This is a genomic window from Enterovibrio paralichthyis (genome assembly GCF_019209835.1).
GTDB lineage: Bacteria > Pseudomonadota > Gammaproteobacteria > Enterobacterales > Vibrionaceae > Enterovibrio > Enterovibrio paralichthyis.
In genome coordinates, this window is the sequence record NZ_JAHUTS010000003.1 from 57,004 (window position 1) to 82,564 (window position 25,561).

Below are 25,561 nucleotides of genomic sequence, written 5' to 3' on the forward strand. Positions count from 1 at the left end.
TTTATCTATCGGATTCTCACTAATTGCGAACAGTGTACCGATATTGAGTAGGCGCTTTTTTCTCAATGGAGAGAATGCAGGAAAGGAGCGTGAAGCCAGTCTGTGAGCGGAATGATGTAAAAAAGGGCTGAGATCAGCCCTTGAAATTTTCTTTGTCCAGATGGTGCTTTTTTAGTTTTTCATAGAGTGTTTTGCGGGCAAGACCTAGCTCGTTTTGTACTTCTTTGAGCATGCCGTTATGCCGGTTAAGCGCATCAAACAATATAGCGCGTTCGACTTTGAGCAAGCGGTCGGAAAGGGTGTCATGCTCCTTATCCTGTCCATCCCCCTGTGCATCATCGAGGGAAATTTCGCCCATCAACACCCAGCGTTCTGCAAAGGTTCGCAGCTCTCGCACATTGCCGGGCCAGGAATGTTGCAGCAGCATCGCTTTGTGGTCGGCATCCACACTTGGCGGGGCAACCCCGAAGCGTGACGCAATGGTGCGGACAAAGTTCTGGCACAGCATGATCACATCCTCTTGCCGTTCGCGCAAAGGAGGGAAATGGAGCTTGAGCGTCGAAAGCGATTGGTAAAGCGCCGGATTAAACTTGCCTTGCCCGGCGCTTTGGGCCAGATCAACCCGGCTTGAAGCAATGATCCGTGGGCGTTCATCCGTTGCCAGCAACTCAGAGAGCCGGGCCTGCGATTTTGCTGGCAGGGCTTCGATGCCGTCGAGAAAAAGGGTGCCTTTTCCCGCCGCCGCCACCTTGCTGTTTTTATAACCTGGCAGGGTCGCGAAACCGTGCTGATCGGAGCCAAAAAGCTCGATATCCAACAGGGCTTCCGGGAGCTGGCGGCATTTTACGGCCACAAACGGCTCGTCTTGCCGGTTTCCCTGATCATGGATTAGCCGCGCAGCCAGTTCTTTCCCGGTGCCGCGTTCACCCTGTAGTAGGATGTCTCCGGTCTGATCTTTTTGGTAAAACACTGTCCGGCGTAGCAATTTGACAGATTCCGAATTCCCCAGAATGCGGGGGCCGGGGGCGCTTTGGGTTTCCAGTTCGCGTTTCAGTTCGCGGTTTTCCAGTACCAATGCGCGCTTTTCAATGCCCCGACGCAACACATCCATCAGGTGATCGGTTGAAAAGGGCTTCTCCAGAAAGTCATAGGCACCTTTTCGCATGGCGGATACCGCCGTTGAAATGTCGCCGTGCCCTGTCAGCATCACAATCGACAATTCCGGATCGATGCCCAGTGCGTGTTGTAAAAACGCCATGCCATCCATGACAGGCATGTTGATGTCCGAAATGATGACACCTTCAAACGCATTGTTCAGTTGGCCTAATGCTTCTTTGGCTGAAGCAAAGGCCCTTGCGTGAAAGCCCTCAATGTCGAGTGTTTGGCTCAGGGCGTCCCGAATAGAACGCTCGTCATCAATGATCCATATTTCCGGGGTCATTGGGTTGTTCTCCTTCATAGAGCCGCTGCAAACTGATGGTGAATTCGGCACCGCCACTGGCGTGATCGCCGACCTGCAGGGTACCGCCAAAGCCTTCAATAATCCGGCGGCAAATTGTCAGGCCAAGGCCGAGACCATCCCGTTTGGTGGTGTAGAACGGGGTGAATACCTGCTTTTTAGAGTCATTGTCGAGTCCGGCACCGTTGTCCCATACGTGAATGGAAACCCGGTCGAGAAAGGTTTCGACAGTAATGCCGATTTCCGGCATCGAGGCATGTTCAACTGCGTGGGAAGCGTTGTTAAGCAGGTTAAGAATTACCTGTTCCAGTTGCACCGTATCGGCATTGACGATTATCCCTTTTTCCGGCTTGTGGCAGGCTATCTGGATCCCTTTCTTGATAAAGCTGGCCGAAGAGAGTTTTAGCGATGCCGACAGCACATCGTCCAGGTTGGCGCGGGCTTTGCCTCCGGCATTTTGCTTGCGGGCGAAGATCTTAAAGCGGGCAACAATGTCTGCCACCATGCCAATCAATTCGTTGAGCGTAGTGAGGTTCCCTTTCACCGCATCAAAACGTTCCTTTTCCATCAGTTTGATGCTGTTTTCGGTGTAGGTGCGCATCGCCGCCAGCGGCTGGTTGATTTCATGGTTGATACTGGCGGAAAGCTCGCCCAGCATGGCAAGCTTGGCGGCCTGGATCAGTTCGTTTTCTGTCTGGCGCAGCGCTTTTTGGGTTTCTTCATACTGGGTGATGCTTTCGCGGAGTTTGGCGTTGGTATCTTCAAGGCTCGCTGTACGTGAAGCGACCTTTTGCTCCAGCTCATCATTGAGTAGGGCCAGTTTGCGCTGGGCTTTCACGGTTTGCAGCCAAGCGGTAAGCACCAGAGCCAACAGCACGTAGAAGGTGGAAAACAGCAGCACAGACTGAATCACGATCGGCCATGCCTGACTGGTAGGGGTAAACCCATAAATACGCCAACCCGCACTGCCTAGATCGGTGCTGGAGACCAACACATGCTCCCGGCCGATTTCTTCATACCCGATGTCGAGTGTGGTTAAGGGCTCTATCTCTTCCAACTCATGGTAGGCAGTGAGGCTTTCCAGTGTGGATTTACCGTATCGGCGCGAGTCACGGATAGCGGCTTTTTGCGTCTCGGTCAGAATGGGCAGTGTTTGGTAGAGCCATTCGTCACGGGAGCTGTAGAAGACGACGCCCAGCGGGTCGGCAATCAGATAGTCGAATTGCTGCTGATCCCAGATGCGGTCAATGATGGACAAATCGACTTTCAAGGTGAGGACACCGCTGATGGTGTCGCCGTCCCATACCGGGTAAGAAAAGTAGTAGCCGCGTTTATCAGACACCACGCCTAACGCATAATAGCGGCCTTTGTTGCCTTCAATGGCTTGTTGGAAGTATGGGCGGTAGCTGTAGTTGTAACCGACGAAGCTGCTGTCGCTGGCAAAATTACTGGCTGCCAGTGTCTGGCCCTCTTCGTCCATCAGATAGATAACATCGCTGTTTAAGCGGGCGTTCCAGTCTTCGAGCAATTGATTGGTGCCGCTGGATAAGCGTTTGCTGTTAGGAACACGGAGCAACCGCTTTAAGCGTGGATCAGTAGAAAGGACAACGGGAATTTCGCTGTATCGCGCCAGTTCGGCAGCGAGCTTCTCCTGTAACTGGAAGACATCGTTTTCGATATCTTTGATAAAGCGCTTTTCAACCGAATAATAGGTGAAAGCCGCCACCATTGCGCCCAGGGCAATCCCGAACAAAGTGACGGCGATAATAAAGGAGTGTCGGCGCATGGCTTCCCTGCATGTGTGTGGTGCTTTCTGGATGAAGAGTGCCGGTAACACGCACTGTTCCTGTCTATCTTGGGCAAATTCGCTTGAGAAATGCCATCGGTCACCTCACAATGGCGAAAAACGTATTCGGAGCACCACGATGGATTTGTATGATATTCGCAGAGAATATAACCAAGGCGGTTTGAGACGCAAAGACCTGCCGGAAAACCCTGTTCAATTCTTTGAGCACTGGCTCAAACAAGCCATTGATGCCAAGCTTCCAGACCCGACAGCCATGACAGTGGCGACTGTTGACGAAAATGGCCAGCCTTTTCAACGTATTGTGCTGCTAAAACATGTCGGCAGTGATGGTTTCATCTTCTATACCAACCTCGGTAGCCGTAAAGCAAAACAACTGGCCCATAATGCCAAGATAAGCCTCCATTTCCCCTGGCACCCTCTTGAGCGACAGGTGCACATCATGGGGCGCGCTGAAAAGCTGAGTAAGCTGGAAGTGATGAAATACTTCCTCTCCCGTCCAAAAGAAAGCCAGCTTGCCGCATGGGCGAGCCGCCAGAGTGAGCGAATTACCGCGCGTTCCGCACTTGAGTCCAAATACATGGAGCTCAAACAGCAGTTTGAGAAAGGGGAAGTGCCGGTGCCGACATTTTGGGGAGGCTTCCGTGTTAAGCCTGAAGCATTCGAATTCTGGCAAGGTGGTGAGCACCGCCTGCATGACCGCTTCGTTTACCAGGACGAAGAGAACGGAAAATGGGATATTGAGCGCTTAGCGCCATAAATTGCAAAAAAGCAGCTTCGGCTGCTTTTTTTGACCCTGTTTGTTTGCCGCAATTAGTTGGCCAGCACCATCGTGAGTTGTTGGTTGAGCAAAGAGGCAGGGATTTTACACCCAACCCCGAGCTCTAACGCCTTGTCTACGATTTCTGTCTTACTGCCCGCGCCCAGCTTCACCCGTAAATTGGCAAAATGGTTTTCTACGGTTTTGACCGACACTCCGAGTGCGTGCGCAATAAACTGTGGCTTTTTGCCATAAAGGTGAAAAAACAGCACTTCAGATTCGCGGTTGGAAAGATGGACGGACAAGTCAGCCCTGTGGGTTGAAAAGGCAGCGTCGCCTTGTCCTTCAAAGGCTTTGCACAACCATTGTCCCACTTCCAGCATCGGGTTTTCATCCAGTGGCTGACCATGAAAAATGGTGCCCAATACACGCCCACAGTCATCTTTCCAAAGGATTTTGGTAAAGACATGGGCTTGCCAGTCTCCGTTTGCGTAGGGGTGGATGTTCAGGACACGCATAGGGCGTCCGGTTGCCAGAACCTGTTTATCCTGCTGCTGGAACCTGGCGGCGCAGCTTGCCAATCTCCCGGGTAAATCATCGTCTGTTTGCCCGACCAAAGCATTGGGTGAGCTGACCCCAACCAGATTGGCGTAGGCTTTATTCACGTGAACAAACCGGGACTGCGTATCCTTGCATCCCCAGCATCCCGGGAGTTGCTCGAACAGGGCAATAAGTTGTGTAGGGGGGAGGGCTTGGTCAAACATAGCTGTAGGATGCTTACTTATAGGGCGATGTATTGTAAATTGGATGTATTTTACAGTAAAAATATGAAAATTAAGAGTTTTATAGCATAAAAAAACCGGCTCGTAGGGAGCCGGTAAAGACAAGTCTTACTCAAATCGAGTATTTCCTGTTCGACGTGTAGAAGAGGCCACTCATTTCCGTGCTCGAGGGTTTGGACACGGGAGCAAGTGGTTCACCGAGGTAAATTTCAGTGATGAAACTGCGGGATAACCAAGTACCCCGCTGTTCGGAAAACACTATACTCAGCAGCCAGAAAACCGGACAGGGGGGGATTGGACTATTTTGTAATTTATTGATTAATCAGTTTCTTATTAGAGAACTTGATCGCGTTTTTAAGATGTACAGACAATGGTGTCTGGGAAATTGTCCATTGGCAAAAACAAAGAAAAAAAGCCCGCATCAGCGGGCTTTAGGGACTATGTTGTGTCAGGACTAGATATTGCGGACGACGCGGAAGCCCAGATAGTTCGCGCTAAGGTCGGATTTCAGCTCTAATCGTTCGGCAACACGGGCGCTGCTTGGCGAGAAGCTCCAGGCGCCTCCACGTGCGACCGGTGCTTGACTTTCCGCCCATTCCCATACGTTGCCCGCGGTGTCATAGACACCAAATGGGTTGGCTGGGAAGCTGCCCACCGGAGACGTACTTTTGTTTGACCACACAGTGCCGCTCCAACCTGTGTTGGCGTTACCAACACCAATGTCGTCGCCCCACCAGTAATCAGACTCGCTACCAGCACGTGCTGCGACTTCCCATTGCACTTCTGTTGGCAGGGAGTAGTCAAATCCAGTTTGTTTGCTCAGCCAGTCAGAATATGCTTTCGCATCGTCTTTCGTGATACACACCACTGGAGAATTTTCACTTTGGTCAAAACCCGGTTTGCGCCAGTGATGGTTGAGCATTTGCTTGGACTCACCGTTCATCAGCGTGGTGCAACCCTGGCCTTCTTCCGCATCCGTGACATATCCGGTGGCGGCGACAAACTCTCCAAACTGCTTCACGGTAACCGGAGTTGCCGCAATCGAGAAAGGTTGATCAACCAAGACAGGCTGTTGGGCTTCATAGCCTACGCGGTACTGGCCCGCGCCAATGACCACCATTTTAGGTGCCTGATGGTTGTTAGAAAGTTTGTCAGCGAATTGCTTTCCCGGCTTTGGACGATTCTCCTGTTCGCGCAGGTTAGCCCAAATTTCAGAATCCTTATTCATGTACATTTGGCGGCTGTACGCTTCAAACCCAGGCTTTTCGACAGTCAGTTGGTGTTGACCGGCGGGCAGCATGATTTCGACCGGTGTTGAGCCGTAAGTCACACCGTTGATCGTCACATTGTCTTCGTAACGGTTAGAACGGATTTTGACGTTAACCCAGCGTTTTGCCTGCTGCTTGGTGGCCTGCTTCGCAGTAGTAAAAGGTTCTTCTACACAGTAACGCTCAGCAAAATCAAGCAGCTTACATGCTGCATTTTCGTCCGGCTGGCTGCGCATTTCTGCCTGCATACGGGTGATGTAGCGGTTGGTACCACTAAAGCCACTATCAACCACATTGCTGTTCATTACATGGATATTGAATGACACGCGGTTCGCGTTCAGTTTTGCTGTTGTGGATTCGGTGACGTTATCCAGAACCTGCGACTGGAAGGTGTTCACTGCCTTTTGCATGGTCAGTGTCTTACCTTGGTTTGCACACGCTGCGAGCGTCATTGATTCGCTACAGGTGATGGTGTGAACCACTTCAATAGTGTCGGCGAAAGTCAGTTCTTGACGAAGGCGTTTAACACGCGCTTCTTTTTTCGCTTCCTGCAGATTTTCGAGTGTACTGACCAACAGTTGTTTCTGACGGTTTTCACCTTCAACAATGCGCTGTTGTTCAGAAATAGCCTGATCATTTACCAACGTCGCTGCCTGGTTTTCTTTTAACGCATTCCATGCAACTTGGTAATCGTCTCTGTACTGAGTAAGGTCGGTATCAGGATTTTCAATCAGTCGACGGAATTGCTCGTCCAATCGTTCTTGTGCCTGAGTACGCTTCTTTTCAAGCTCAATAGCTTTAGTCGCCAGCGTTTCGCGCTCTGTTAATAACGCTTCCAGCTTATCTCTCTGCGTTTGGAGGTTTTCGGCATGTGCGCTAATTTCACTTCTTTTATCAGCTAGCTTCTGCTCCAGCGCAACCACAGGATCGTTGGTTGCGACAGTGGCCTCATTGGCAAGCGGTTGACTACTAAGAAGTATCGGCGATAACGCGAATACCAACGCGGTGATGCGATTACTTTTCATATGTCCCTTGCTTATTCTCAATACCTACCGATACCAAGTCCTTAGATATAACGTGGGCTTGGTATCAAAAAGCCTGTCCCAAATTTGTAGATTAACATGGAAATGATAAATAGCTTTCCGATGTTACTCATTATTTGACGTTTATCGTTATTCTTCAATTCTGATGTTTTGCCAAATAACCCAATAAATTTTATCTACTTTTGTCGCACTAAGAAATAACTCATTTAATTGTAGTTAAACTTTCAGAAATGCCATTTTATTTGACGTTCACAAGCATAATTTCCGCCATTTTATTGACGGGACTTTGAATTAAACTGAATCGCGCGTGTGAAATAACAAATAAATGAAAGGGCAAAGATCCGGTTTCACCGGAACGATGATCATGAAATGATCCTGTGGCTGAACCCTTGAAAGCATGATCAAGCATTGATGATGATGTAAATCGATGAAGTGGTGCGATTAATGCTAACAATATCATTGATTTGAGAGTTGTGTTGCCGCCAGGTTAGCTTTGGTCCGATGACCGGAAGACGATCTTAAGCGCCGGAAATGTCGAGATCCTGCACAGTTTTCAAATCGAAATGACAAATGCCGTAGTTTGTACCACTCTTGATCATGTTTCCGTTGCGATTTCGCTTCTCGTTAAGTGGGTCGGCGTGGCAAAATAGCCCGCAGTATTGTTGTTGTTTTTGATTACTATGGCATCCGAATTGAAGCACTCACAGGTTATGGCGTTGCCTAACCACCCGTCGTTGCATGCACATGACTACCGTCAGGTGGTGATTGGTCTGCAAGGACAAACTGAGTTTGAGCTTTCCGGGCGCGGCAGCCTTGTCGGGCCGGGTCAGGGGTGTCTGGTATCTGAATCCGAACTGCATTCTTTCTCCGGCGTCGGCCAGAATGAGATACTGGTGATTAATCTGCCCGCACCTGTACTGGTGGGTGAGCTGGGGATGAAGGACCGTATGGACCGCCTTTTCGACCGCGATGCCTACTTCCAGCTCGACAGCCAGGCTCAAACACTGGTTAAAGCCCTGACAACCGAGATGATTGCCAATCCGCACGATGAAATGCTGGGACGCGCCTGCGCAGACACCCTGCTTTGTGTCATGGAGCGGCATTTTCGTGATCAAATCGCCCCGCGCCGCCATGGTCATCGTCTGAACATGGACATCATCGATCTGTATATCCGCAAACACATCAGTCGCAAAATCAGCGTTGCCCAGTTGGCAGGCTCGGTTTTCCTGGCCGAAAGCCAGTTTCATCAGCTGTTCAAAACCCAGACCGGTGTAACGCCGCATCAATACGTATTGAAAAAACGCTTTGAAATGGCGCAGGAGCTGCTTTGTAACAGTCAGTTAAACCTTGCACAAATCTCAGACAGCTGTGGTTTTGCGTCCCAAAGTGGATTTACCTCAGCCTTCACCCGCTATTTCGGCATTTCCCCATCCCGTTTCCGCCAGCAACACTGATCTAAATCATTAAAAAGCAAGAAAACTTGTTATGCGCAGGCAGAGGCGATGGTTCTCTGTTTGTTAATCATCGGACTTTTTTGCAATAATGCCGCAGAATTTTGAAAGACTCACCGGCACCTCATACCTAGAATCGGTCGTTAATCTAACATATTAGTAACATTTGCCACTGCCTCGTGGTATCAAGGAGAGAGGAATCTGCTTATGTTAAAAGCGACCGATGTGTTGGTGCCAAGTTACCTTGAGCAACCCACGGCGGCTTTATGGCCTGAAATTTCAGCACACTACTGTGTTGATGAAGGTGCGTTGCTCGAGTCGTTGCTGCCTCTTGCCACGCCCGCTGACGATGAACGCCGCCAGATGGATAAAACGGCAACATCCCTGATCGAGCGTGTCCGCGCCGATAAAACGGCAGTGCAGATGATTGATGCATTGCTGTTGGAATACAGTCTGGATACCCGCGAAGGCATTTTGCTCATGTGTTTGGCTGAGGCTTTGATGCGTGTGCCGGACACCAAAACTGCAGATGCATTGATCCGCGATAAGCTCGGTGTGGCGGATTGGAAAGCCCATTTAAAAAGCTCCGAATCCCTGTTCGTAAACGCATCTACCTGGGGGCTGATGCTTACCGGAAAGGTAGTGAGCATTGATGAGCAAAAAGAGGGTGGCGCCGGTAAAGTCATCAATAAACTGGTGAACAAGATGTCCGAGCCTGTTATCCGTCAGGCGATGCACCAGGCCATGAAGATCATGGGGCACCAGTTTGTGCTGGGGCGCAACATCAATGAAGCCCTGGATAACGGCAAATCCAATCGCCAGAAAGGCTTTACCTACTCCTTTGATATGTTGGGTGAAGCGGCGCTGACCATGGAAGATGCGCGCAAGTATTTTGATGACTACATGACGGCAATCGAAACCGTCGCGCAGCAACTCAACGTTGGCAATGCACCGGCGCCGTCAGTATCTATCAAGCTTTCTGCGCTTCACCCCCGCTATGAAGTGGCCAATGAAGATCGCGTTATGGGCGAGATGTTTGACATCGTCCTGCGTCTTCTCAAACGTGCCCGCGAGCTGAAAGTGGCGATTACCATTGACGCCGAAGAAGCGGATCGCCTCGAACTCTCCCTGAAGCTGTTTGAAAAGCTCTTCACCCATCCGGATATCAAAGGCTGGGGCGGTTTCGGTCTGGTGGTTCAGGCCTATTCCAAGCGTGCTTTGCCGGTCATCGTCTGGCTGGCAGCGTTGGCGAAAGAAAATGGCACAGTGATCCCGATGCGTCTGGTGAAAGGCGCGTACTGGGACAGCGAGATCAAATGGTCACAGCAGCGTGGTTTGCCGGGTTACCCGGTTTACACCCGCAAAGAAGCGACCGATGTGGCCTACCTTGCCTGCGCACGCTTCCTGCTTTCAGAACACGTAAAAGGACTGATCTTCCCGCAGTTTGCCAGCCATAACGCCCATACGGTTTCTGCAATCAATGCGATGGCGCGTCACGATCACTACGAGTTCCAGCGCCTGCATGGCATGGGCGATGCCCTGTATAACCATGCGAAATCCATGTTCGGCCAATCAGTACGCATCTATGCGCCTGTGGGCAGCCACAAAGATTTGCTGCCGTATCTGGTGCGCCGCCTGCTGGAAAACGGCGCCAACAGCTCTTTTGTTCACCGTCTGGTGGATGCGGCCTGTCCGATCAGTGATCTGACCCAACATCCGGTCGATACCCTGTTGTCACGTCCGACATTGCACAATTCCCGTATTCCGTTGCCACTGGCGATCTTTGGTGAGGAGCGCGCGAATTCGAAAGGGGTCGCGACGGATATTGAAAGCGAATGGGCGGCTTATCAGGCTGAAGTGCAGCCTTTCATGCAAACCAAATGGCAGGCAGGCCCCATCATCAATGGCGACCGTCTGGTGGGTGATGAACACACCGTGGTTGCGCCCTTTGATCACAAACTTGTTGTCGGTTCACTGAACTGGGCGACAAAAGATAATGCGGATGTGGCACTGGACGTTGCGGCATCCAATGTGGATGGCTGGCGCGCCCTGACTGCTAAAGAACGCGGTAAGTACTTACTCGCGCTGGCTGATAAGCTGGAAGAGAACCTGGGTGAGCTGGTGGCCATTTGTCACCGCGAAGCGGGCAAGACGATTCACGACAGTATTGATGAAGTGCGTGAAGCGGTCGACTTTCTGCGCTACTACCCGGTACAGGCTGAAAAAATCGAAGGTGATCTCACCTCGTTTACACGTTTCGATGGTCAGCAAGTGACACTGCGCCGTGAAGGTCGTGGCGTATTTACCTGTATCAGCCCGTGGAACTTCCCGCTGGCTATTTTTATCGGCCAAATCTCAGCAGCATTGGTCGCGGGTAACACCGTGGTTGCCAAACCGGCTGAGCAAACCTCACTGATTGCATTCCGCACTATCGAATTGTTGCTTGAAACCGGCATTCCTGCAGGGGTTATTCACCTGTTGCCGGGTTCTGGTGCCACCATTGGCAGCGCATTAACCAGTGATGATCGTATCGCGGGTGTGGCCTTTACCGGTTCGACACCAACCGCGCAACGCATCAACCGTACCTTGGCTTCACGTCAGGCGTCACCGGTGCCATTCATTGCAGAAACCGGCGGGCAAAACGCCATGCTGGTGGACAGTACCGCCCTGCCAGAACAAGTGGTGCGCGATGTACTGCGTTCGGCGTTTGCTTCTGCTGGTCAGCGCTGTTCGGCGCTGCGAGTGCTGTATGTACAGCAGGACGTGGCAGATCGGGTTATCAATCTCATTAAGGGGGCGATGGCTGAAATGCGTGTCGGCTTGCCGTATCTGCACTCCACAGATGTTGGCCCTGTGATTGATGATGTGGCGCAGGACAAGTTGCAAAACCATATCGATCATCTGTTCAAAACCGCGAAATTTATTGCCAAGGCACCGATGAAAAGCGAGACCCGTGCCGGTACTTACATTGCGCCAATCGCATTTGAAATCGGCAGCATCGCGGCGCTTAGCGAAGAGCATTTCGGCCCAATCCTTCATGTTGTCCGCTACAAAGCCGATGCGCTTGATAGCGTGATCAACGACATCAACGCAGCAGGCTTTGGGCTTACCCTTGGTGTTCACAGCCGCAACGAAAGCACCTACTGCCACATCGAATCGCGTGCACGTGTCGGTAACTGCTACATCAACCGCGATCAGGTAGGTGCAGTGGTTGGCGTACAACCGTTTGGCGGCCAGGGGCTGTCAGGGACGGGTCCGAAAGCGGGTGGGCCGCACTATCTCTATCGCTTCACGAAAGAAGAGGTGGTGGCATGAGCAAGGGAGTGCAGGAAATGAATGAAGTGATGACATTGGCAACCCAGTGCCTGGCGGTTTGGGAAGAGTGGAATGCAGAGGGCGTGGACAGCCGCGCCAAGCATCTGGCGGAATGGGCGGACAACCTGGCCATGCGCGAAGGCGACTTTGCGCTCGCGGCAGACATGATCCGTTTCCATCTTAACCAGGCAAACACGCTGATTGCGCCGGTTCACCTGATGCCGGGGCCAACAGGCGAAACAAACGAACTTTACACCGCAGGCAGGGGGCTGTTTGTGGTAACCGGGGACGAGACGCTGTCGCTGATCGCCCTGACCGGACAACTGGCTGCAGCGCTGGTGACCGGAAATTGTGTGCTGGTCGCCGTACCGGCCGCATTGAAACATGATGCTGACGCATTGTTGGGCGATCTGGTGAAAACCGGTGTGCCCAGCCGTCTGGTATCACTGATTGATGTTGAAACCTTGGACACCGCGATTACCTCAGCCCCCTTAAGCGGGTTTGCTGCTGTGGCAAACGTATCCAACCTGATTGAACTCAATCGTAAACTGGCAGCGCGGGATGGCGTATTGGTGCAGTTCGTTGCGGAAGACGACGCCCAAAACCTGCCTCTTGTCGCCTCGCCAACCTATTTGCTCCGGTTTATTACCGAGCGAACCAGAACCATAAATGTCACTGCAGTAGGGGGCAATGCCACCCTGCTCGAATTAGGCAGTGGCGAACATTAAAACTACGCGGAATTAGGCACGCAGAGCCTTTGGCTCCAGTGTGCCTTCACTGTCTGGTGACAGTGGGGGCACTTGGGGGTGGGGTTCCTTTTGTGCTTTGTATTGAGAGGGAAAAACCATGATAGAAAACAGCTTTGCAATCAGTGCCACGTTTATCGTGTACCTGATTCTAATGCTTGCCATTGGGGTATACGCCTACAAACGTACCTCCAACTCGGAAGACTATTTTTTAGGTGGACGTTCACTGGGCCCTTGGCCTGCGGCACTTTCTGCCGGGGCATCAGACATGAGTGGCTGGCTGCTGCTCGGTCTGCCGGGTTATGCGTATGCAGCAGGTATTGAATCCCTGTGGCTGGCGGGTGGCCTGTTAGCGGGTACTTACTTAAACTGGTTGATTTGTGCAAAGCGCCTGCGCACCTACAGTATCGAAGTGGACAATGCGCTGACTATCCCCGAGTTCCTGTCGCGCCGCTTTGAAGACAACTCCAAACTGCTGCAAACCATTTCAGCCTTCTTCATTCTGCTGTTCTTCCTTTTCTACACCAGTTCAGGTCTGGTAGCCGGTGGTAAGCTGTTTGAAACGGTATTCGGCCTGGAATACAGCACCGCGGTAATTGTTGGTACCGTGTGCGTGGTTTCTTACACCCTGTTTGGTGGCTTCCTTGCGGTATCCTGGACGGATTTGGTGCAAGGTCTGCTGATGGCAGCAGCGCTGATGATTGTACCAATCGCGACCATGGATGGCGCATTCACTGCGCTGCCGGGCGCTCTGGAAGCGAAAAACCCAGAGCTTCTGACACTGTGGAATGACATCAGCGGCGAACCGTTGTCAGCGGTGGCTATTCTGTCTCTGGTTGCATGGGGTCTGGGTTACTTCGGCCAGCCACACATTCTGGCGCGTTTCCAGGCAACCCGCAGCAACAAAGACATCACCACCGCCCGCCGTATCGCGGTAGGCTGGAGTGGGCTGTCGATGGCTGGCGCTATCCTGATCGGTCTGGTGGGTATCCTTTATGTGGACAAACACCTGGGCGGTGAACTGGCAGATGGCGAAACCATCTTTATGTACCTGGTTAACGCTGCATTCCACCCAGTGGTAGCGGGTATCCTGCTGGCGGCTATCCTTGCGGCGGTGATGAGTACCGCAGACTCCCAGCTGCTGGTTTCCTCTTCTGCACTGGCGGAAGACTTCTACAAGCAAGTATTCCGTCCGAACGCGTCTACCAAAGAAGTGGTCATGGTTGGCCGTTTTGCCGTGATCGGTATCTCTGTGATTGCCCTTGTGCTGGCGATGAACCCTGAAAGTTCGGTGTTGGGTCTGGTGTCCTACGCTTGGGCTGGCTTTGGTGCAGCCTTTGGTCCTGCATTGTTGCTGAGCCTGTTCTGGAAAGACATGAACCGCAACGGCGCGCTGGCGGGTGTGGTAATCGGTGGTGTGACTGTCGTGGTTTGGAAACAGCTGACTGGCGGCATTTTCGACCTGTATGAAATTGTCCCAGGGTTTATCCTTGCATCGCTGGCTATTGTCCTTGTGAGTAAGGCAACCGGTGGAGCACAGGCTTCTGTGATGGAAAAATTTGACGATTATGAGCAGAGCCTCAAAACCCTGCCATAGCTGATAATTCATTGAACCGAGGGACGCGAAAGCGTCCCTTTTTTATTTCTAATCATGTAGTTAGGCAAGCTTCTGAAGCAAGCTAACAGTTTTGCCATAAATAAGACTGATTATCGTATTAATGACAAATTTGTCACATACGAGAAATGTCAACTAGAGTTAGTAGCGGGGACGTGTATCTGAAGCATTGATGGCGCGTTGGAGCCTTGAAAACCGCGGATTTGGGTAGAAGTGAGGACATTGCTATGGCCGGCAAGATGATCATCACAGAACTCGATGGGAATGCCATCATCTTTGCACCGGACGGCAGTGTCCGGGCGGCTGAGCTTTATGCCGAACTTAAGCCAGAAGAAGTACTGGTGACCGAAAATGGCAGTCAGGCGTTATTAAAAGAAAACGGTGAGCGGGAAATCCGCGTCAATGCCAACAGTGGTTTTCGTTTCGAAACGCCCCCGGATGCAGATGCCGCAATCAATGCCCTGCAACGCGATGTTGAAGAGGGTGAAGACCCTACCGAAAACGCCGATCCTGCCGCAGGCCAAAGCACGACCACATCTAGTTTTTTTGTCGCTGGCGATGTCAGCATCCAAAACGGGGCTTCATCAGGAAAAACGGTCTCTGAACTGCTTGAAGAATCCCAGGGCGAACAAGCGGATGACGTTGAATCCCTGACGGCCGACGTATTGTCCAGCCCGCAGCTGGGTTCACTCTCAACCCTGCAGCGTCTTTTCTACGAGCGCCTGCTTGAAGCGCAAAATGAAGAAACCACCGTCGCAGCAACTCCTGCGCCGCAAACGCCTGCTCAAACTGAAACCACAGAAGAAAACGAAGCCCCAACCGTCTCACTCAGTATGCAGGCGGTCACCGAAGAAGCGGTTTCCGAAGGCCAGGCGGTAGCCAACATTAACGCGGCAGATGCCAACAATGACAGCTTGAGTTACGCGTTGGTCGGTGACGGCGAAGGCTATTTCCGTATCGAAGGAAATCAGGTTGTCCTGACACAGGCGGGTGTGGATGCGGTAAACAGCGACACGCTTTCACTGACTGCGATGCAAGTTGAAGTGGAAGTCAGTGATGGCGAGTTTACCGTCCGGGCAAGTGGACAGCTGGTGGTCAATCAGGTGAATGACAATGCACCGGACGTGGTGATATCGGCAAATACACTCACTGAAGAATCCGTCAGCACTGCCACCGTGGTCGCCACCGTCACGGTCACAGACGCTGATGAAAACGGCACATCCGTGTCGCTCACCAACAACAGCAATGGTTACTTTGTGTTGAGTGGGGAGCAGGTTCTGTTGACAGAAGCCGGTGTGGCGGCGGTCAACAATGACTTGCTGGTGCTGAGCACTCTGTCGCTGTCTGTCTCTGCTACGGACGGCGTGTATACCACAAGCGCGAGTGAGACAATCAACATCACCCGCGTGGAAGATATCTCTGCGGCTGATGATGCAGCCGTGACAGCGACACTGTCAGTAGCCAGCGGCAATGTGATTTCAGGCTCAAATGGCGCGGGTGAAGACAGCATACTGTCAGGTGAAACCCTGCGCGTAGAATCTGTGACGCACAATGGCATTGATTACGACGTACCGTCATCCGGCGTTACCATTGAAACGGATTACGGCTCGCTGACTCTGTTACAAAGCGGCGATTACCAATACACCTCCAACGTACAAACCGAATTCTATGCCAGCAACCTCACCACATTTGAGCAGACTTCAGACGGGGTGACTTTCTTTGGCAATGACCGAAGTGACGCACTGTTCATCAGTGATGACCCTGGTGCGGGTCTCGATTTGGAGGCCGTGCTAAACCCTTCCGGTGCAGAGGTACCGGCAGGGAACACCAGTGATGACGTGCTCAATGGTACTAACCAGGGAGACACACTCTATGCTTATGGTGGCAACGATACCCTGAGCGGCAACAACGGGGAAGATTTACTCTATGGCGGTGAAGGCAACGACAGCCTTGATGGCGGAAACGGTAAAGACTACCTCAGCGGTGGTGAGGGCGATGACATCTTAACCGGCGGTAACAGTAAAGACGTGTTCGTGTATGAATCCGGTGATGATGTCATCACAGACTTCAAAACAGCAAACGAAACCATTGTTATTAAAAACGCCACCAACATCGATACCTTTGCTGAACTGGCAATGGTGCAAGACGGTGCCGACACGGTGATCACGCTGGACAATGGCACACTGACGCTGGAAAACGTCGACAAAGACGACCTGACAGCAGCCATGTTTACCTTTGATACTGAAGCAGGTTCTATCACATACCACGCAACCGTTTATGGCTTTGAGCAGGATGTCGACAGCGCCACACTTGCGCTCGATGGCATCAGCACCGGTGAAACTATCGACTGGTATGTCTACGATTCTGCGGGCACTGTGGTGGATTCAGGTAGCAGCACTTATGACGGCAGCGAGCTGTCTGTCTCTGCGTCCGGCGCGTTCCAGTATTTGGTGCTGGATAAAGAGGGTGTCACTGTCGATTCCGTTTTTGCCTCACTATCCGCTGTCTCCGTATTGGATGAAGTGTTCACCTATACCCTCACCGATGATGCAGGCAACAGCGCGCAGGCCGATCTCACGCTTAGTTACAACGACTTACTGCGCCCGGTTGCGGATGTTGTGACAGTGCAAACTGCGGGTCTGGGTAGTGAAGTGGCCGATACCCATATGGCAATGGGGAACCTGTTTACCAACGATGCGTTAAGCGGGGAGTGGACATTCGCTGCTATCCAGTACGACGGTGCCACCTACAACGCTTCTGAGGGCACGATACTGATTGAAACCCCCTATGGTTCGCTCACGGTATACGGTCAGGATGACGGTGTGCACAACAAAGGGGATTTTACCTACCACCTGATGATAGATCTCCCCGCGGCCGATTTGCTGGAATCATTCTCCTACACCCTGGAGAATGCATCGGGATTGCAGGTCGAAAGCCGCTTGGATATCCGTCTTGAAGACAACAATGATGCCAGCCTGAGCGATCTGATCAATGACACCGAATTGACCGGAGATGACTTTGCCAACACCTTGGTCGGCTTCAGCGAAGACGACGTGATAGTGGGTGAAGGGGGCAATGACAGCCTATATGGCAATGCCGGAGCGGATTTGATTGATGGCGGTTTGGGTAACGATTTGATTGTTGGCGGTCAGGGCAGTGACACCTTGACCGGCGGGCAGGGAGAAGATCTCTTCAGTTTCCTTTCCGGGGATGCCGGGGTGGGCACCATCGATACCCTGACAGATTTTGATGTCAGTTCGGATGTGCTGGATTTATCAGATTTGCTTGATGGCGCAACAGCAGAAAACCTTGATGATTATCTGGTGTCACTGACCAACACAGATGGGAATGCGACTCTGACTATAGCCAGCGACGGCGTGACAGAAGATCAGGTCATCGTGTTTGAAAACAAAACACTGGATGATTTGAGCGTGGAACTGCTTGGTGTCAGCGGTGGCTCAGGTGCAGAAATTCTGGGGCGTATGATAGAAGATGGCGCCTTGATCGCACACTCCTGATCGCGTGTAAATATCGTCAGGGTCAGTTATGCCCAGCAATTGGAGAGAGGAAGGCGCTCCAGAAGCGTTTTTAGCTCATTCATCGACGTCACAGTCACCACCAGTGGATGGTCGACAATCACATTCTGGCGCGAGTTGAAAAATACCGTCCGCATGCCTGCGTTGATCCCCGCTTGTACACCTAAAATGGTGTCATCGATAAACATACACTCCTGCGTCGGGACGGCCATATTCATGGCAGCATAATGGAGCAAATCCGGTGCCGGCTTCCAACTGTTCGCATCAAAGCCACTGAACAGATGGTCACGGAAGTAGGGCAATAGCCCAGTCATTTCCAGCGACATTTCCATTTTGTTCACCGGGCCATTGGATGCCACACACATATCAATGCCGACGTCTTTCAGCATCAGGAGTAGCTCCGGTACCCCTTCAATCGGCTCAAGGTGGTCAGAAAACAGCCGCTGACAAATCTCCCGGTAATGGAGTTCAAGCTCATCGATAGAGAGCTGGAGCTGGTAGCGCTCGCAGGTTTGCATTAACACATCGGCCAGCTTTCCGCCTTGGAAGTTGTCGAGACAATCCTGTAAATCGAGTTTCACACCATGCTTGGCAAACACTTCGACAATGGCCATTTGTGCCAGAACTTCACTGTCGACAAGCGTGCCATCGCAGTCAAAAATGATGCAGGATACAGGGACCTCGTAGTCAAAGTCGTCCATTATGATCAGCGCATTCCCGGATAATTATATTTATCTAAAGCGTTGACCTGACCAGCTATTCCGACAACGTGCCAATTGGCAAAGTGATAACTAGGTCTTACCATGGGCGCAGAATTAAAGGAAAAATCCATCTAAGATCGTGTTTTATCAAGAGTGAAACACAGGCTCTACGCCAACAGAAATCCAACTTGAATCACGGATTGAAACGTCGCCAGAACAGGAGAAAAAGGATGTACTCACACCATTGGCTAAATGGCGATGCAATCGCCCTGCCTACCGGCAAAGCAGTTTGTATCGGGCGCAATTACGCTGAACATGCCAAAGAGCTTAATAACCCTGTGCCGGATGAACCGGTTCTGTTTATCAAGCCTGGCAGTGCGCTGGTTGGCACGTCATCCAGTCTGTCACTCAGTCAGCGGCTGGCGCCAATCCACTATGAGGCAGAGTTGTCAGTGCTGGTGGATAAACCGCTGACAAACGCAACACCAGAGGCGGTGATCGCAGCGATTGCAGGGCTTGGTGTGGCGCTGGATTTAACCCGTAGGGAAGCGCAAAGCGAGCTTAAGGAAAAAGGGTTGCCGTGGGAGCTGGCGAAGGCATTTGATGGCAGCTGCGTGCAAAGCCCGTTTGTGCCATTTGACGGGCAGGATCTAACCCGTCTGCAGTATCAGTTGGATATTAACGGTGCCACCCGTCAGCAGGGCGATACCGGGATGATGCTAAATCCGGTTGTTGAGCTGATTTGTCATCTTACCCAGTATTTCACCCTGCAGCCGGGAGATATTGTCCTGACGGGCACACCTAAGGGCGTAGGGCAGCTTTATAATGGTGATGCACTGACCCTCACCCTTGGTGATACCCGATTGGCACAATTTAGTTGTGTTGAGGCGCCCTGAACAGATACGGGAACAGTGCGCGTCTTTCTTCATCCGTCAGGCTACAAACGCGGTCGATATTGATCTCCGGGATGTCTTCCGCGTTCTTGCCATAATATTGCAGCGCCTTCTCAATACTCGCTTCGCGGATCAGGTGGAATACCGGGAACGGTGAACGGTTGGTGAGGTTGCTGTCATCTTCAGGCTCGCAATCGGCAAAGCAATAATCTGGGTGGAAACTCGCGATTTGGTAAGTGCCGCGCCAGCCGAACTGGTCAATCAGCATGTCAGCGACATCGAGAAACTGGTTGTAAGCATCAAAATCCGCAAAGTGATTTGGGGTAACAACCAAGGTGGTTTCCAAATCCGCAACTTCAGCATGATCCAGCAGGGTCAACTCTTCAACCAAACACTCCATGATGGCTTCATCGCTGGTGGCTTCAGTGACATGAATTTTGATTTGTTTGTTGCGTTGAGGCTTTGCCGCGAACGGGCAAAGATTCAGGCCAATAACGACCTTCTCCAGCCATTCTGTGGTGATGGCTTCGACTTCTTGAGTGGAGTATGGGTTTTTCATGGGAACTTCCATTGAACGTGACGGTTGCCATGGTAATCGCAGCACACCGAAAACCCAACGCTTATTCCTGTTAAAGAAAGGCGGATTTACAGTGCAAATCCGCCGGAAAGCTTATTGTTTCGCCGTTTCAGGCGATTGCCACGCTTTAGTTCCCCAAAGCGGTACCGTAGAAAGGCTGTGCTTGTGGCTGCCCTGAGTTTCCTTGGTGGAGTAGGAGAGGTACATCAGGGTCTGGTTTTCTGAATCGAAGATGCGGCGGATTTTCATCGATTTGAACAGAATGCTTTTCGAAGCCGTGAATATCACTTCACCGGATTTCGACTTGTCGACCTGTTCAATCATCTCCTCGGTAATTTCACCGGTCTGGCGACAGGAAATACCCATATCGGAAGGATCAGAAAAATCCAAATCTGCTTTGACGTGGCTGATGTGACAGGTTACCCCAGGGACTTCAGGATCATTGAAAATCTGGATTTTGATGTCTTTGGTGGTGAACAATCCAAGGCTTACATCCCCGACTTCATCTTTATCGGAACAGCCCGCGAGTACCAAACCCATCACTGAGGCTGCGACAGCCGCGCGAAGGGTATTCTTGTGTGATTTAAAACGGTTGGTAAGCATAGCAGCACCTGTCGTTTGTTAGCGTTTTGCGACACTTTATCAGTCGCTTGTAGCAAAAGTCTAATAACGGCAGGTACGTAGAGGCGCAGTGATGAGAAATCTACTCAAACATGGCGTCGCCGGGACGGCGATCCAGTGTCTCGGGGGTAAAGGTAATCAGTTCATCGTACGCATCACAGTAACTGGCTGTCAGGCTGAATTTGTTTCTCGCCGCTTCAATTTTACGTTCGGCCAGGCGGCGTTGTTTGGCACCGTTGCGGTCTGAGCTGAAAATGCGCTGTTGGGTGAATATTTCCTGAGTGAATTTTTGTTTACAAATGCTTTCGTTACGCTCAGTGACCACTTCACCCAGCTCTTCTTGGCTGGCTGCCTGTGCGCCAGCTACCAGTATTACGCTAATTAATACTGAATAAACAATATGTTGCCGCATGATTAACCCCTGTCAACGAAACCACTTGTTTAAAGATAGTTCACGCGACAATGCCTCACCAGTGAGACTGCCATATCTAATTTGATTCAGAACAAACTGGGATGAAATTGGCGGTGATTCCCAACGCGGGTTTGTACATTTTCAGCGCGGGTTAACATTCCTGCCCAAAGGAAGATGAAGGCGACTGAGCTTGCGGTTATCTTCTTCTTTTTCAAGGAACATGAGACGGCAAGTGAAATGCAGAAACAGGTAAACAACTCCTATCTACAGCTTTTTATGCGTGAATCCTCGACGGCAGCCATGCTGGATATCGACCGCCTGCCCCATGTCTCAGATGTCGATGCAGTCGCCCTTTTTGACTGGATGTCGGGCAAACGCTCTTTTTCCTCGCAGGATGTGAGTGGTCAACGCTGGATAAAAAGCTGCAGCGCGGGCTATGTGACAGAACTCCAGCTTAATGCCGATGGTTCGCTGGAAGAGTACACCCTGTTCAACCGTCGTCCTGCGCGGGGCTTTTGGTGTCTTGAACAAGGGATCCTTGAACTCGAAATAGAAAAGGATGGTAACCGCTACCAAAGCCGGGTGATTGCCAATAAATCCGTCAACATCCACTCGGCCATCGAATATAAAAACGGTGAGCTGCATGCCTACCTGAAACTGGCGCAAGTAATGCCAGTTGCAAGAAGCGCCTGATAACTGAATAACCATTTTATCGACGGAAGGTCAGCCACTGCTGGCCTTTTTCGTTTGTGGTGAACGCACCCGTAACGGGAATAAGAAGCCTCAGCGTATGGAATTGCGCTATACCTTTTCTAACGACAGGGGAGGGATACCGTGCGGATAGGCTTACCAACGTGGGTGATCGTGGCGATTGGCCTGGTAATGAACATCGTTGCAGCGCTGATGACCAATTTTGTCATTGATGATCTTGGCGAGCAGGCGGCCTCCTATGCTGAAACCCAAAGCGCTAACGCCCAACTTATCCAGCTGACCTGGCAACAGGTGGATGCCCTGGAACGCCGCCGGGAAACCATACTGACCATTATGTCAACGCGCCCTCAGGAGAGTGTTTTACCCGTCCCATTTGCCCACCAATTGCTTCAACCCTTCAGCAATATGGCCGACATGCCCATCAACAGTGAAAATCTCAGCAAGATCATGAAAGGTATTGATGAAAAGCAGGATCTGCTGAGAAACAAGATAGATACGCTATATCTGAATAACCTGCAATTGAGCGATTCCCAGCGCGAAATCACTGGCAGTATCTCAGGTTACCGCAATTTGGCGCTATTCCTGCAGATACTGGGGCTGGCGCTGATCATGGCACGTGATCTCTCTAGAAAGATCGATTGAAATATCTTCAAAATACTCACTAAATTCGCAAAGCATTTAATCGGTCATATAGGCTGTTTAATTAATCCAAAACAGAATAAAACACTGGTTTGAGATTTAAATATAGTGCCTAAATCCAGAGGTGTTTTGTTCTAATAGCGATTATGACGGCGGGTTTTTTAACCTGATTTTCATCCAGTTACGGGCATAGTTTGCACAAATGTGGATGCTTCAGGTCGTTGGTTTGTAATCCTCAGTCTATTTACTCTTTTTGGCATTTTGCCGGTTTACTTTTTGCGATTTTGGGGTGAGAAATGAGTGGCGCTAACCGCGTTCGTAGTGTCGTGGCTGACATGTTTGCCATGGTTGTGTTTTGTTTTGTCACGGGGATGATGGTTGAAATTTTCGTGTCCGGAATGTCATTTGAACAATCGCTGGCTTCACGACTGCTCTCAATCCCTGTCAATATTCTGATCGCCTGGCCTTATGGTGTATTCCGCGATGCAGTGCAAAAGGCGGCGCAGCGTCAGTCCTCCGCTAAGTGGATGAAACGTGCTGCGGACTTTGTTGCCTACGTGGCATTCCAGTCACCGGTTTATGCTGCCATTCTGTTTATCGTGGGCGCAGCGCCGGAGCAAATTCTGACTGCGGTCGCGAGTAATGCGCTGCTTTCAGGCGTGCTGGGTGTGGTTTATGGTTCGTTCTTGGAAAGATGCCGTAAACTGTTCCGTGTTGCGCCGACTGCAATGCCTGCTGCTTAAGCCTGAACCGCAGCCGTTTACAAAGCCACCATCCCGGTGGCTTTGTCGTTTCTGGCAGCCACGAAATGAAAACGTAAGTGTGTTGATTTGCCTTTCTCAGATTGCTTGAGCACTTACCTTGCAACGTCTACAATGGCGCACTTTCTAATGACATCAGGTCACAACCATGAACGACACTACTTCAAAACCAGCTCTGCCAGACCATCTTTCTGGTAACCCACGTAGCCCACATTTCGTGGAAGAGTGCTTCCAGCACGAAATCGGTATCCGTTTTAACGGTAAAGAGCGTACGGATGTTGAGGAATACTGTATCAGCGAAGGTTGGATCAAAATCCCTTCACCTAAAGCGCTGGATCGTCGCGGCCAACCGCTGCTGATCACCCTGAAAGGCACTGTAGAAGCTTACTACATCTAAGTTATCCATCACGGGAAATGCTTGGACAAACTAGAGCCCGCCCATTGCGGGCTCTATTTTTTCCAGCCCAATTCCCTTAGGGCTCGTCCCCAATCTCTGTTAGACTCCCCCGCCTCGTCGGTAAATCATGTTGATACTGCCGCACTACCTAACACTAGGAATTGCTTTGACTAACAACGATATTTTGCGTCGTATCCGTTACGCGTTTGATTTTAAAGATAAAGAAGTTGTAGAAATCTTCGCGCAGGCGGATGTCACCGTTACCCTTGAGCAAGTCGAAGGCTGGATGAAGCGCGATGAAGATGATGCGTTTGTAAAAATGAACAGCATTGAGTTGTCGTCATTCCTGAACGGTTTGATCAACCACAAGCGCGGCCGACGTGAAGGCGAGCAACCGGCGCCAGAAAGCCAGTTGAGCAACAACATGGTTTTCCAGAAACTGCGTATTGCCCTTAACCTGAAAGCAGAAGATATACTGGAAATCCTTGAACTGGCAGATTTTCGTCTGAGCAAGCACGAGCTGAGCGCATTCTTCCGCAAACCGGAAAACAAACACTACCGCCAGTGTAAAGACCAGATCCTGCGTAACTTCCTGCTGGGCGTGCAGCGTAAACTGCGTCCGGAAGATATGAGCGACTACGACGCCTAAGTCTGGAAAGCGCTGAAAAAGTTAAAACAAAGCCCGGCTCGCCGGGCTTAGTTGTCTTTGTTGTCTTTGTTGTTGCTACCGCAAACGGCGCTATCCGCGCCCTTTGGGTTTGAACTGTTTGATGCTTTTCTTGGCGTTGGTGCGACGGTTGGCTTTTTTGTCCCGTGGCGCACGTTTGCGCTCGCTGGTTGCAGTTTCCGACGCCGGTTTGTCGGTGACCGGAAATCCCTCCAGTTCCAACAAAGGTAGTTCACGGCCAGTCAGCTGGCGGATGGCGTTCAAGGCTTCAGTTTCACCGTGGCAAACCAGCGAAAGCGCCAGACCGTTTTCACCGGCACGTGCGGTGCGGCCTACACGGTGTACATACACAGGTGCGTTGGCAGGCAAATCCGCATTGATCACCACAGGCAGGGCATCAATATGAATACCGCGTGAAAGCAAGTCTGTGGCAATCAGTACCTGCAGTTTACCTGCCTTGAAATCTGCCAGCGTTTGCTCTCGGGCGGACTGATCTTTATCGCCGTGCAATGCAGCCACCGACAAACTCGCTTTGGCCAGCCTTTTCGCCAAGGCATCGGCACTGCCTTTCTCTGCGACAAACACCAGCAGCTGTTTCCAGGCATGTTGCTTGATCAGCGCAATCAACGCCTGTGCTTTGCTGCCTTTGTTAACCAGATACAAACGCTCTTCGATGTCTTCCACCACGCTGTTCTTTTCATGTGCTTCAATGCGCACCGGTTTAAACAGCAGAGAGTCAGCAATGGATTCCAGCGCAGCAGGCATGGTGGCGGAAAACAGCAAGGTCTGACGTTTGGCAGGCATGGCTGCCATAATGCGTTGCACATCCGGCCAGAAGCCCATTTCCAGCAAGCGGTCTGCTTCATCCATTGCCCAGACGGTCATGGCATCCAGTGACACCACACCCTGGTTGATGAAATCGAGCAAACGGCCGGTGGTTGCGACAACCAACTGGGCGTTTTCCAGTTCGGGAATCTGCTGCGCCTGGTCAACACCACCACAAAGCATCACTACCTTGATACCCAACGGCGTTGCCACCTGGTTTAACGCAACGCTTACCTGCGCCGCCAGTTCACGGGTCGGCACCAACACCACGCCCTGCACCTGATTTACACCGGCATCGATACGCTGCAGCATCGGCAGGCCAAACGCCAGCGTTTTACCGCTGCCGGTTTGTGCCAGTGCCAGAACATCTGAGCCACGGAGCACAGCAGGAATAGCCTGTTGCTGGATGCGGGTTGGCGTCGTCATTTGCGCAGGCAGTGCGCGCAAGATGTCAGAAGAAAGGGTCAGGGTATCGAAAGTCATGGTCAGTTACGGTTAGACGTTAGGGGCGCGAAGTCTATCAGTCTGCGCAACGAAGTTGTACCTGATTATAGAAAAGGAAAGGGCGGGCATTTCCC

The 25,561-nt window shown here is 51.4% G+C and carries 21 protein-coding genes; 12 read left to right on the forward strand and 9 right to left on the reverse strand.

Going from position 1 to position 25,561, the window contains the following annotated elements:
* Positions 1-133: 133 nt before the first annotated feature.
* Positions 134-1,441, reverse strand: coding sequence for a sigma-54-dependent transcriptional regulator (locus tag KU854_RS04665; RefSeq protein WP_218357304.1), 1,308 nt, complete (start codon positions 1,439-1,441; stop codon positions 134-136).
* Complete coding sequence (locus tag KU854_RS04670) at positions 1,416-3,245, reverse strand: sensor histidine kinase (RefSeq protein WP_218357535.1); 1,830 nt, start codon at positions 3,243-3,245, stop codon at positions 1,416-1,418. Before KU854_RS04670 ends, KU854_RS04665 begins: the two co-directional genes overlap by 26 nt.
* A gap of 139 nt (positions 3,246-3,384) precedes the next feature.
* Here KU854_RS04670 and pdxH point away from each other — a divergent pair, with 139 nt between their 5' ends.
* On the forward strand, positions 3,385-4,023 hold the full coding sequence (gene pdxH / locus KU854_RS04675; protein ID WP_054780023.1) for a pyridoxamine 5'-phosphate oxidase: 639 nt from the start codon (positions 3,385-3,387) through the stop codon (positions 4,021-4,023).
* Between the two features lie 53 nt (positions 4,024-4,076).
* On the opposite strand, the gene KU854_RS04680 is transcribed toward pdxH, so the two are convergent.
* Both KU854_RS04680 and KU854_RS04685 read right to left on the reverse strand, forming a co-directional pair.
* Positions 4,077-4,787, reverse strand: a complete 711-nt coding sequence (locus KU854_RS04680; RefSeq protein ID WP_218357305.1) for a helix-turn-helix transcriptional regulator — start codon at positions 4,785-4,787, stop codon at positions 4,077-4,079.
* A 472-nt stretch (positions 4,788-5,259) separates the two neighbouring features.
* Positions 5,260-7,098: an SUMF1/EgtB/PvdO family nonheme iron enzyme gene (locus KU854_RS04685; RefSeq protein ID WP_218357306.1), complete on the reverse strand. Its 1,839-nt coding sequence runs from the start codon at positions 7,096-7,098 to the stop codon at positions 5,260-5,262.
* 698 nt (positions 7,099-7,796) lie between these two features.
* Here KU854_RS04685 and KU854_RS04690 point away from each other — a divergent pair.
* The 5 genes from KU854_RS04690 to KU854_RS24985 all read left to right on the forward strand — a co-directional run bounded on the left by KU854_RS04690 (position 7,797) and on the right by KU854_RS24985 (position 17,761).
* Complete coding sequence (locus KU854_RS04690) at positions 7,797-8,570, forward strand: helix-turn-helix domain-containing protein (protein ID WP_218357307.1); 774 nt, start codon at positions 7,797-7,799, stop codon at positions 8,568-8,570.
* Positions 8,571-8,774: 204 nt separating this feature from the next.
* A complete protein-coding gene (gene putA, locus KU854_RS04695) occupies positions 8,775-11,882 on the forward strand; it encodes a bifunctional proline dehydrogenase/L-glutamate gamma-semialdehyde dehydrogenase PutA (RefSeq protein WP_218357308.1) in 3,108 nt (1,035 codons plus the stop codon).
* The gene (locus tag KU854_RS04700) at positions 11,879-12,610 is read left to right on the forward strand and encodes a delta 1-pyrroline-5-carboxylate dehydrogenase (RefSeq protein WP_255555421.1); all 732 of its coding nucleotides are present in this window, start codon (positions 11,879-11,881) and stop codon (positions 12,608-12,610) included. Before putA ends, KU854_RS04700 begins: the two co-directional genes overlap by 4 nt.
* A 118-nt stretch (positions 12,611-12,728) precedes the next feature.
* A complete protein-coding gene (putP, locus tag KU854_RS04705; protein ID WP_218357309.1) occupies positions 12,729-14,225 on the forward strand; it encodes a sodium/proline symporter PutP in 1,497 nt (498 codons plus the stop codon).
* Between the two features lie 245 nt (positions 14,226-14,470).
* Entirely contained in the window at positions 14,471-17,761 is a 3,291-nt protein-coding gene (locus tag KU854_RS24985) for a type I secretion C-terminal target domain-containing protein (protein WP_218357310.1), read from the forward strand.
* Between the two features lie 26 nt (positions 17,762-17,787).
* Here KU854_RS24985 and yieH read toward each other — a convergent pair whose 3' ends face one another.
* Positions 17,788-18,480 (reverse strand): 6-phosphogluconate phosphatase, encoded by a 693-nt coding sequence (gene yieH / locus KU854_RS04715; RefSeq protein WP_218357311.1) that lies wholly within the window; start codon positions 18,478-18,480, stop codon positions 17,788-17,790.
* A gap of 230 nt (positions 18,481-18,710) precedes the next feature.
* Here yieH and KU854_RS04720 point away from each other — a divergent pair, with 230 nt between their 5' ends.
* The gene (locus tag KU854_RS04720; protein ID WP_218357312.1) at positions 18,711-19,376 is read left to right on the forward strand and encodes a fumarylacetoacetate hydrolase family protein; all 666 of its coding nucleotides are present in this window, start codon (positions 18,711-18,713) and stop codon (positions 19,374-19,376) included.
* On the opposite strand, the gene KU854_RS04725 is transcribed toward KU854_RS04720, so the two are convergent.
* The 3 genes from KU854_RS04725 to KU854_RS04735 form a co-directional block, all read right to left on the reverse strand.
* Positions 19,354-19,932, reverse strand: a complete 579-nt coding sequence (locus KU854_RS04725) for a DUF1415 domain-containing protein (protein WP_054779994.1) — start codon at positions 19,930-19,932, stop codon at positions 19,354-19,356. The genes KU854_RS04720 and KU854_RS04725 overlap by 23 nt on opposite strands.
* A gap of 111 nt (positions 19,933-20,043) precedes the next feature.
* Positions 20,044-20,490, reverse strand: coding sequence for a CreA family protein (locus KU854_RS04730; RefSeq protein WP_418885838.1), 447 nt, complete (start codon positions 20,488-20,490; stop codon positions 20,044-20,046).
* Between the two features lie 163 nt (positions 20,491-20,653).
* On the reverse strand, positions 20,654-20,983 hold the full coding sequence (locus KU854_RS04735; protein ID WP_218357314.1) for a hypothetical protein: 330 nt from the start codon (positions 20,981-20,983) through the stop codon (positions 20,654-20,656).
* A gap of 237 nt (positions 20,984-21,220) precedes the next feature.
* Between KU854_RS04735 and KU854_RS04740 the strand changes: the two genes are divergently transcribed.
* The 5 genes from KU854_RS04740 (at position 21,221) to KU854_RS04760 (ending at position 24,140) form a co-directional block, all read left to right on the forward strand.
* Positions 21,221-21,676, forward strand: a complete 456-nt coding sequence (locus KU854_RS04740; protein ID WP_218357537.1) for a hypothetical protein — start codon at positions 21,221-21,223, stop codon at positions 21,674-21,676.
* Positions 21,677-21,817: 141 nt separating this feature from the next.
* Positions 21,818-22,336 (forward strand): hypothetical protein, encoded by a 519-nt coding sequence (locus KU854_RS04745; protein WP_054779992.1) that lies wholly within the window; start codon positions 21,818-21,820, stop codon positions 22,334-22,336.
* A gap of 293 nt (positions 22,337-22,629) precedes the next feature.
* Positions 22,630-23,076: an L-alanine exporter AlaE gene (locus KU854_RS04750; protein WP_218357315.1), complete on the forward strand. Its 447-nt coding sequence runs from the start codon at positions 22,630-22,632 to the stop codon at positions 23,074-23,076.
* Positions 23,077-23,242: 166 nt separating this feature from the next.
* Positions 23,243-23,491, forward strand: a complete 249-nt coding sequence (locus KU854_RS04755) for a DUF3297 family protein (protein WP_054779990.1) — start codon at positions 23,243-23,245, stop codon at positions 23,489-23,491.
* A 166-nt stretch (positions 23,492-23,657) separates the two neighbouring features.
* Complete coding sequence (locus tag KU854_RS04760; protein WP_218357316.1) at positions 23,658-24,140, forward strand: YehS family protein; 483 nt, start codon at positions 23,658-23,660, stop codon at positions 24,138-24,140.
* Between the two features lie 90 nt (positions 24,141-24,230).
* Here the strand turns inward: KU854_RS04760 and KU854_RS04765 are convergent, their stop codons facing one another.
* Complete coding sequence (locus KU854_RS04765; protein ID WP_218357317.1) at positions 24,231-25,466, reverse strand: DEAD/DEAH box helicase; 1,236 nt, start codon at positions 25,464-25,466, stop codon at positions 24,231-24,233.
* Between the last annotated feature and the right edge of the window lie 95 nt (positions 25,467-25,561).

What these genes read in the sequence shown, in the direction of transcription:
- KU854_RS04665 (WP_218357304.1), bottom strand. Translation starts at nt 1,441, where the DNA reads ATGACCCCGGAAATATGGATCATTGATGACGAGCGTTCTATTCGGGAC.
- KU854_RS04670 (WP_218357535.1), bottom strand. Translation starts at nt 3,245, where the DNA reads ATGCGCCGACACTCCTTTATTATCGCCGTCACTTTGTTCGGGATTGCC.
- pdxH (WP_054780023.1), top strand. Translation starts at nt 3,385, where the DNA reads ATGGATTTGTATGATATTCGCAGAGAATATAACCAAGGCGGTTTGAGA.
- KU854_RS04680 (WP_218357305.1), bottom strand. Translation starts at nt 4,787, where the DNA reads ATGTTTGACCAAGCCCTCCCCCCTACACAACTTATTGCCCTGTTCGAG.
- KU854_RS04685 (WP_218357306.1), bottom strand. Translation starts at nt 7,098, where the DNA reads ATGAAAAGTAATCGCATCACCGCGTTGGTATTCGCGTTATCGCCGATA.
- KU854_RS04690 (WP_218357307.1), top strand. Translation starts at nt 7,797, where the DNA reads ATGGCATCCGAATTGAAGCACTCACAGGTTATGGCGTTGCCTAACCAC.
- putA (WP_218357308.1), top strand. Translation starts at nt 8,775, where the DNA reads ATGTTAAAAGCGACCGATGTGTTGGTGCCAAGTTACCTTGAGCAACCC.
- KU854_RS04700 (WP_255555421.1), top strand. Translation starts at nt 11,879, where the DNA reads ATGAGCAAGGGAGTGCAGGAAATGAATGAAGTGATGACATTGGCAACC.
- putP (WP_218357309.1), top strand. Translation starts at nt 12,729, where the DNA reads ATGATAGAAAACAGCTTTGCAATCAGTGCCACGTTTATCGTGTACCTG.
- KU854_RS24985 (WP_218357310.1), top strand. Translation starts at nt 14,471, where the DNA reads ATGGCCGGCAAGATGATCATCACAGAACTCGATGGGAATGCCATCATC.
- yieH (WP_218357311.1), bottom strand. Translation starts at nt 18,480, where the DNA reads ATGGACGACTTTGACTACGAGGTCCCTGTATCCTGCATCATTTTTGAC.
- KU854_RS04720 (WP_218357312.1), top strand. Translation starts at nt 18,711, where the DNA reads ATGTACTCACACCATTGGCTAAATGGCGATGCAATCGCCCTGCCTACC.
- KU854_RS04725 (WP_054779994.1), bottom strand. Translation starts at nt 19,932, where the DNA reads ATGAAAAACCCATACTCCACTCAAGAAGTCGAAGCCATCACCACAGAA.
- KU854_RS04730 (WP_418885838.1), bottom strand. Translation starts at nt 20,490, where the DNA reads ATGGGTTTGGTACTCGCGGGCTGTTCCGATAAAGATGAAGTCGGGGAT.
- KU854_RS04735 (WP_218357314.1), bottom strand. Translation starts at nt 20,983, where the DNA reads ATGCGGCAACATATTGTTTATTCAGTATTAATTAGCGTAATACTGGTA.
- KU854_RS04740 (WP_218357537.1), top strand. Translation starts at nt 21,221, where the DNA reads ATGCAGAAACAGGTAAACAACTCCTATCTACAGCTTTTTATGCGTGAA.
- KU854_RS04750 (WP_218357315.1), top strand. Translation starts at nt 22,630, where the DNA reads ATGAGTGGCGCTAACCGCGTTCGTAGTGTCGTGGCTGACATGTTTGCC.
- KU854_RS04755 (WP_054779990.1), top strand. Translation starts at nt 23,243, where the DNA reads ATGAACGACACTACTTCAAAACCAGCTCTGCCAGACCATCTTTCTGGT.
- KU854_RS04765 (WP_218357317.1), bottom strand. Translation starts at nt 25,466, where the DNA reads ATGACTTTCGATACCCTGACCCTTTCTTCTGACATCTTGCGCGCACTG.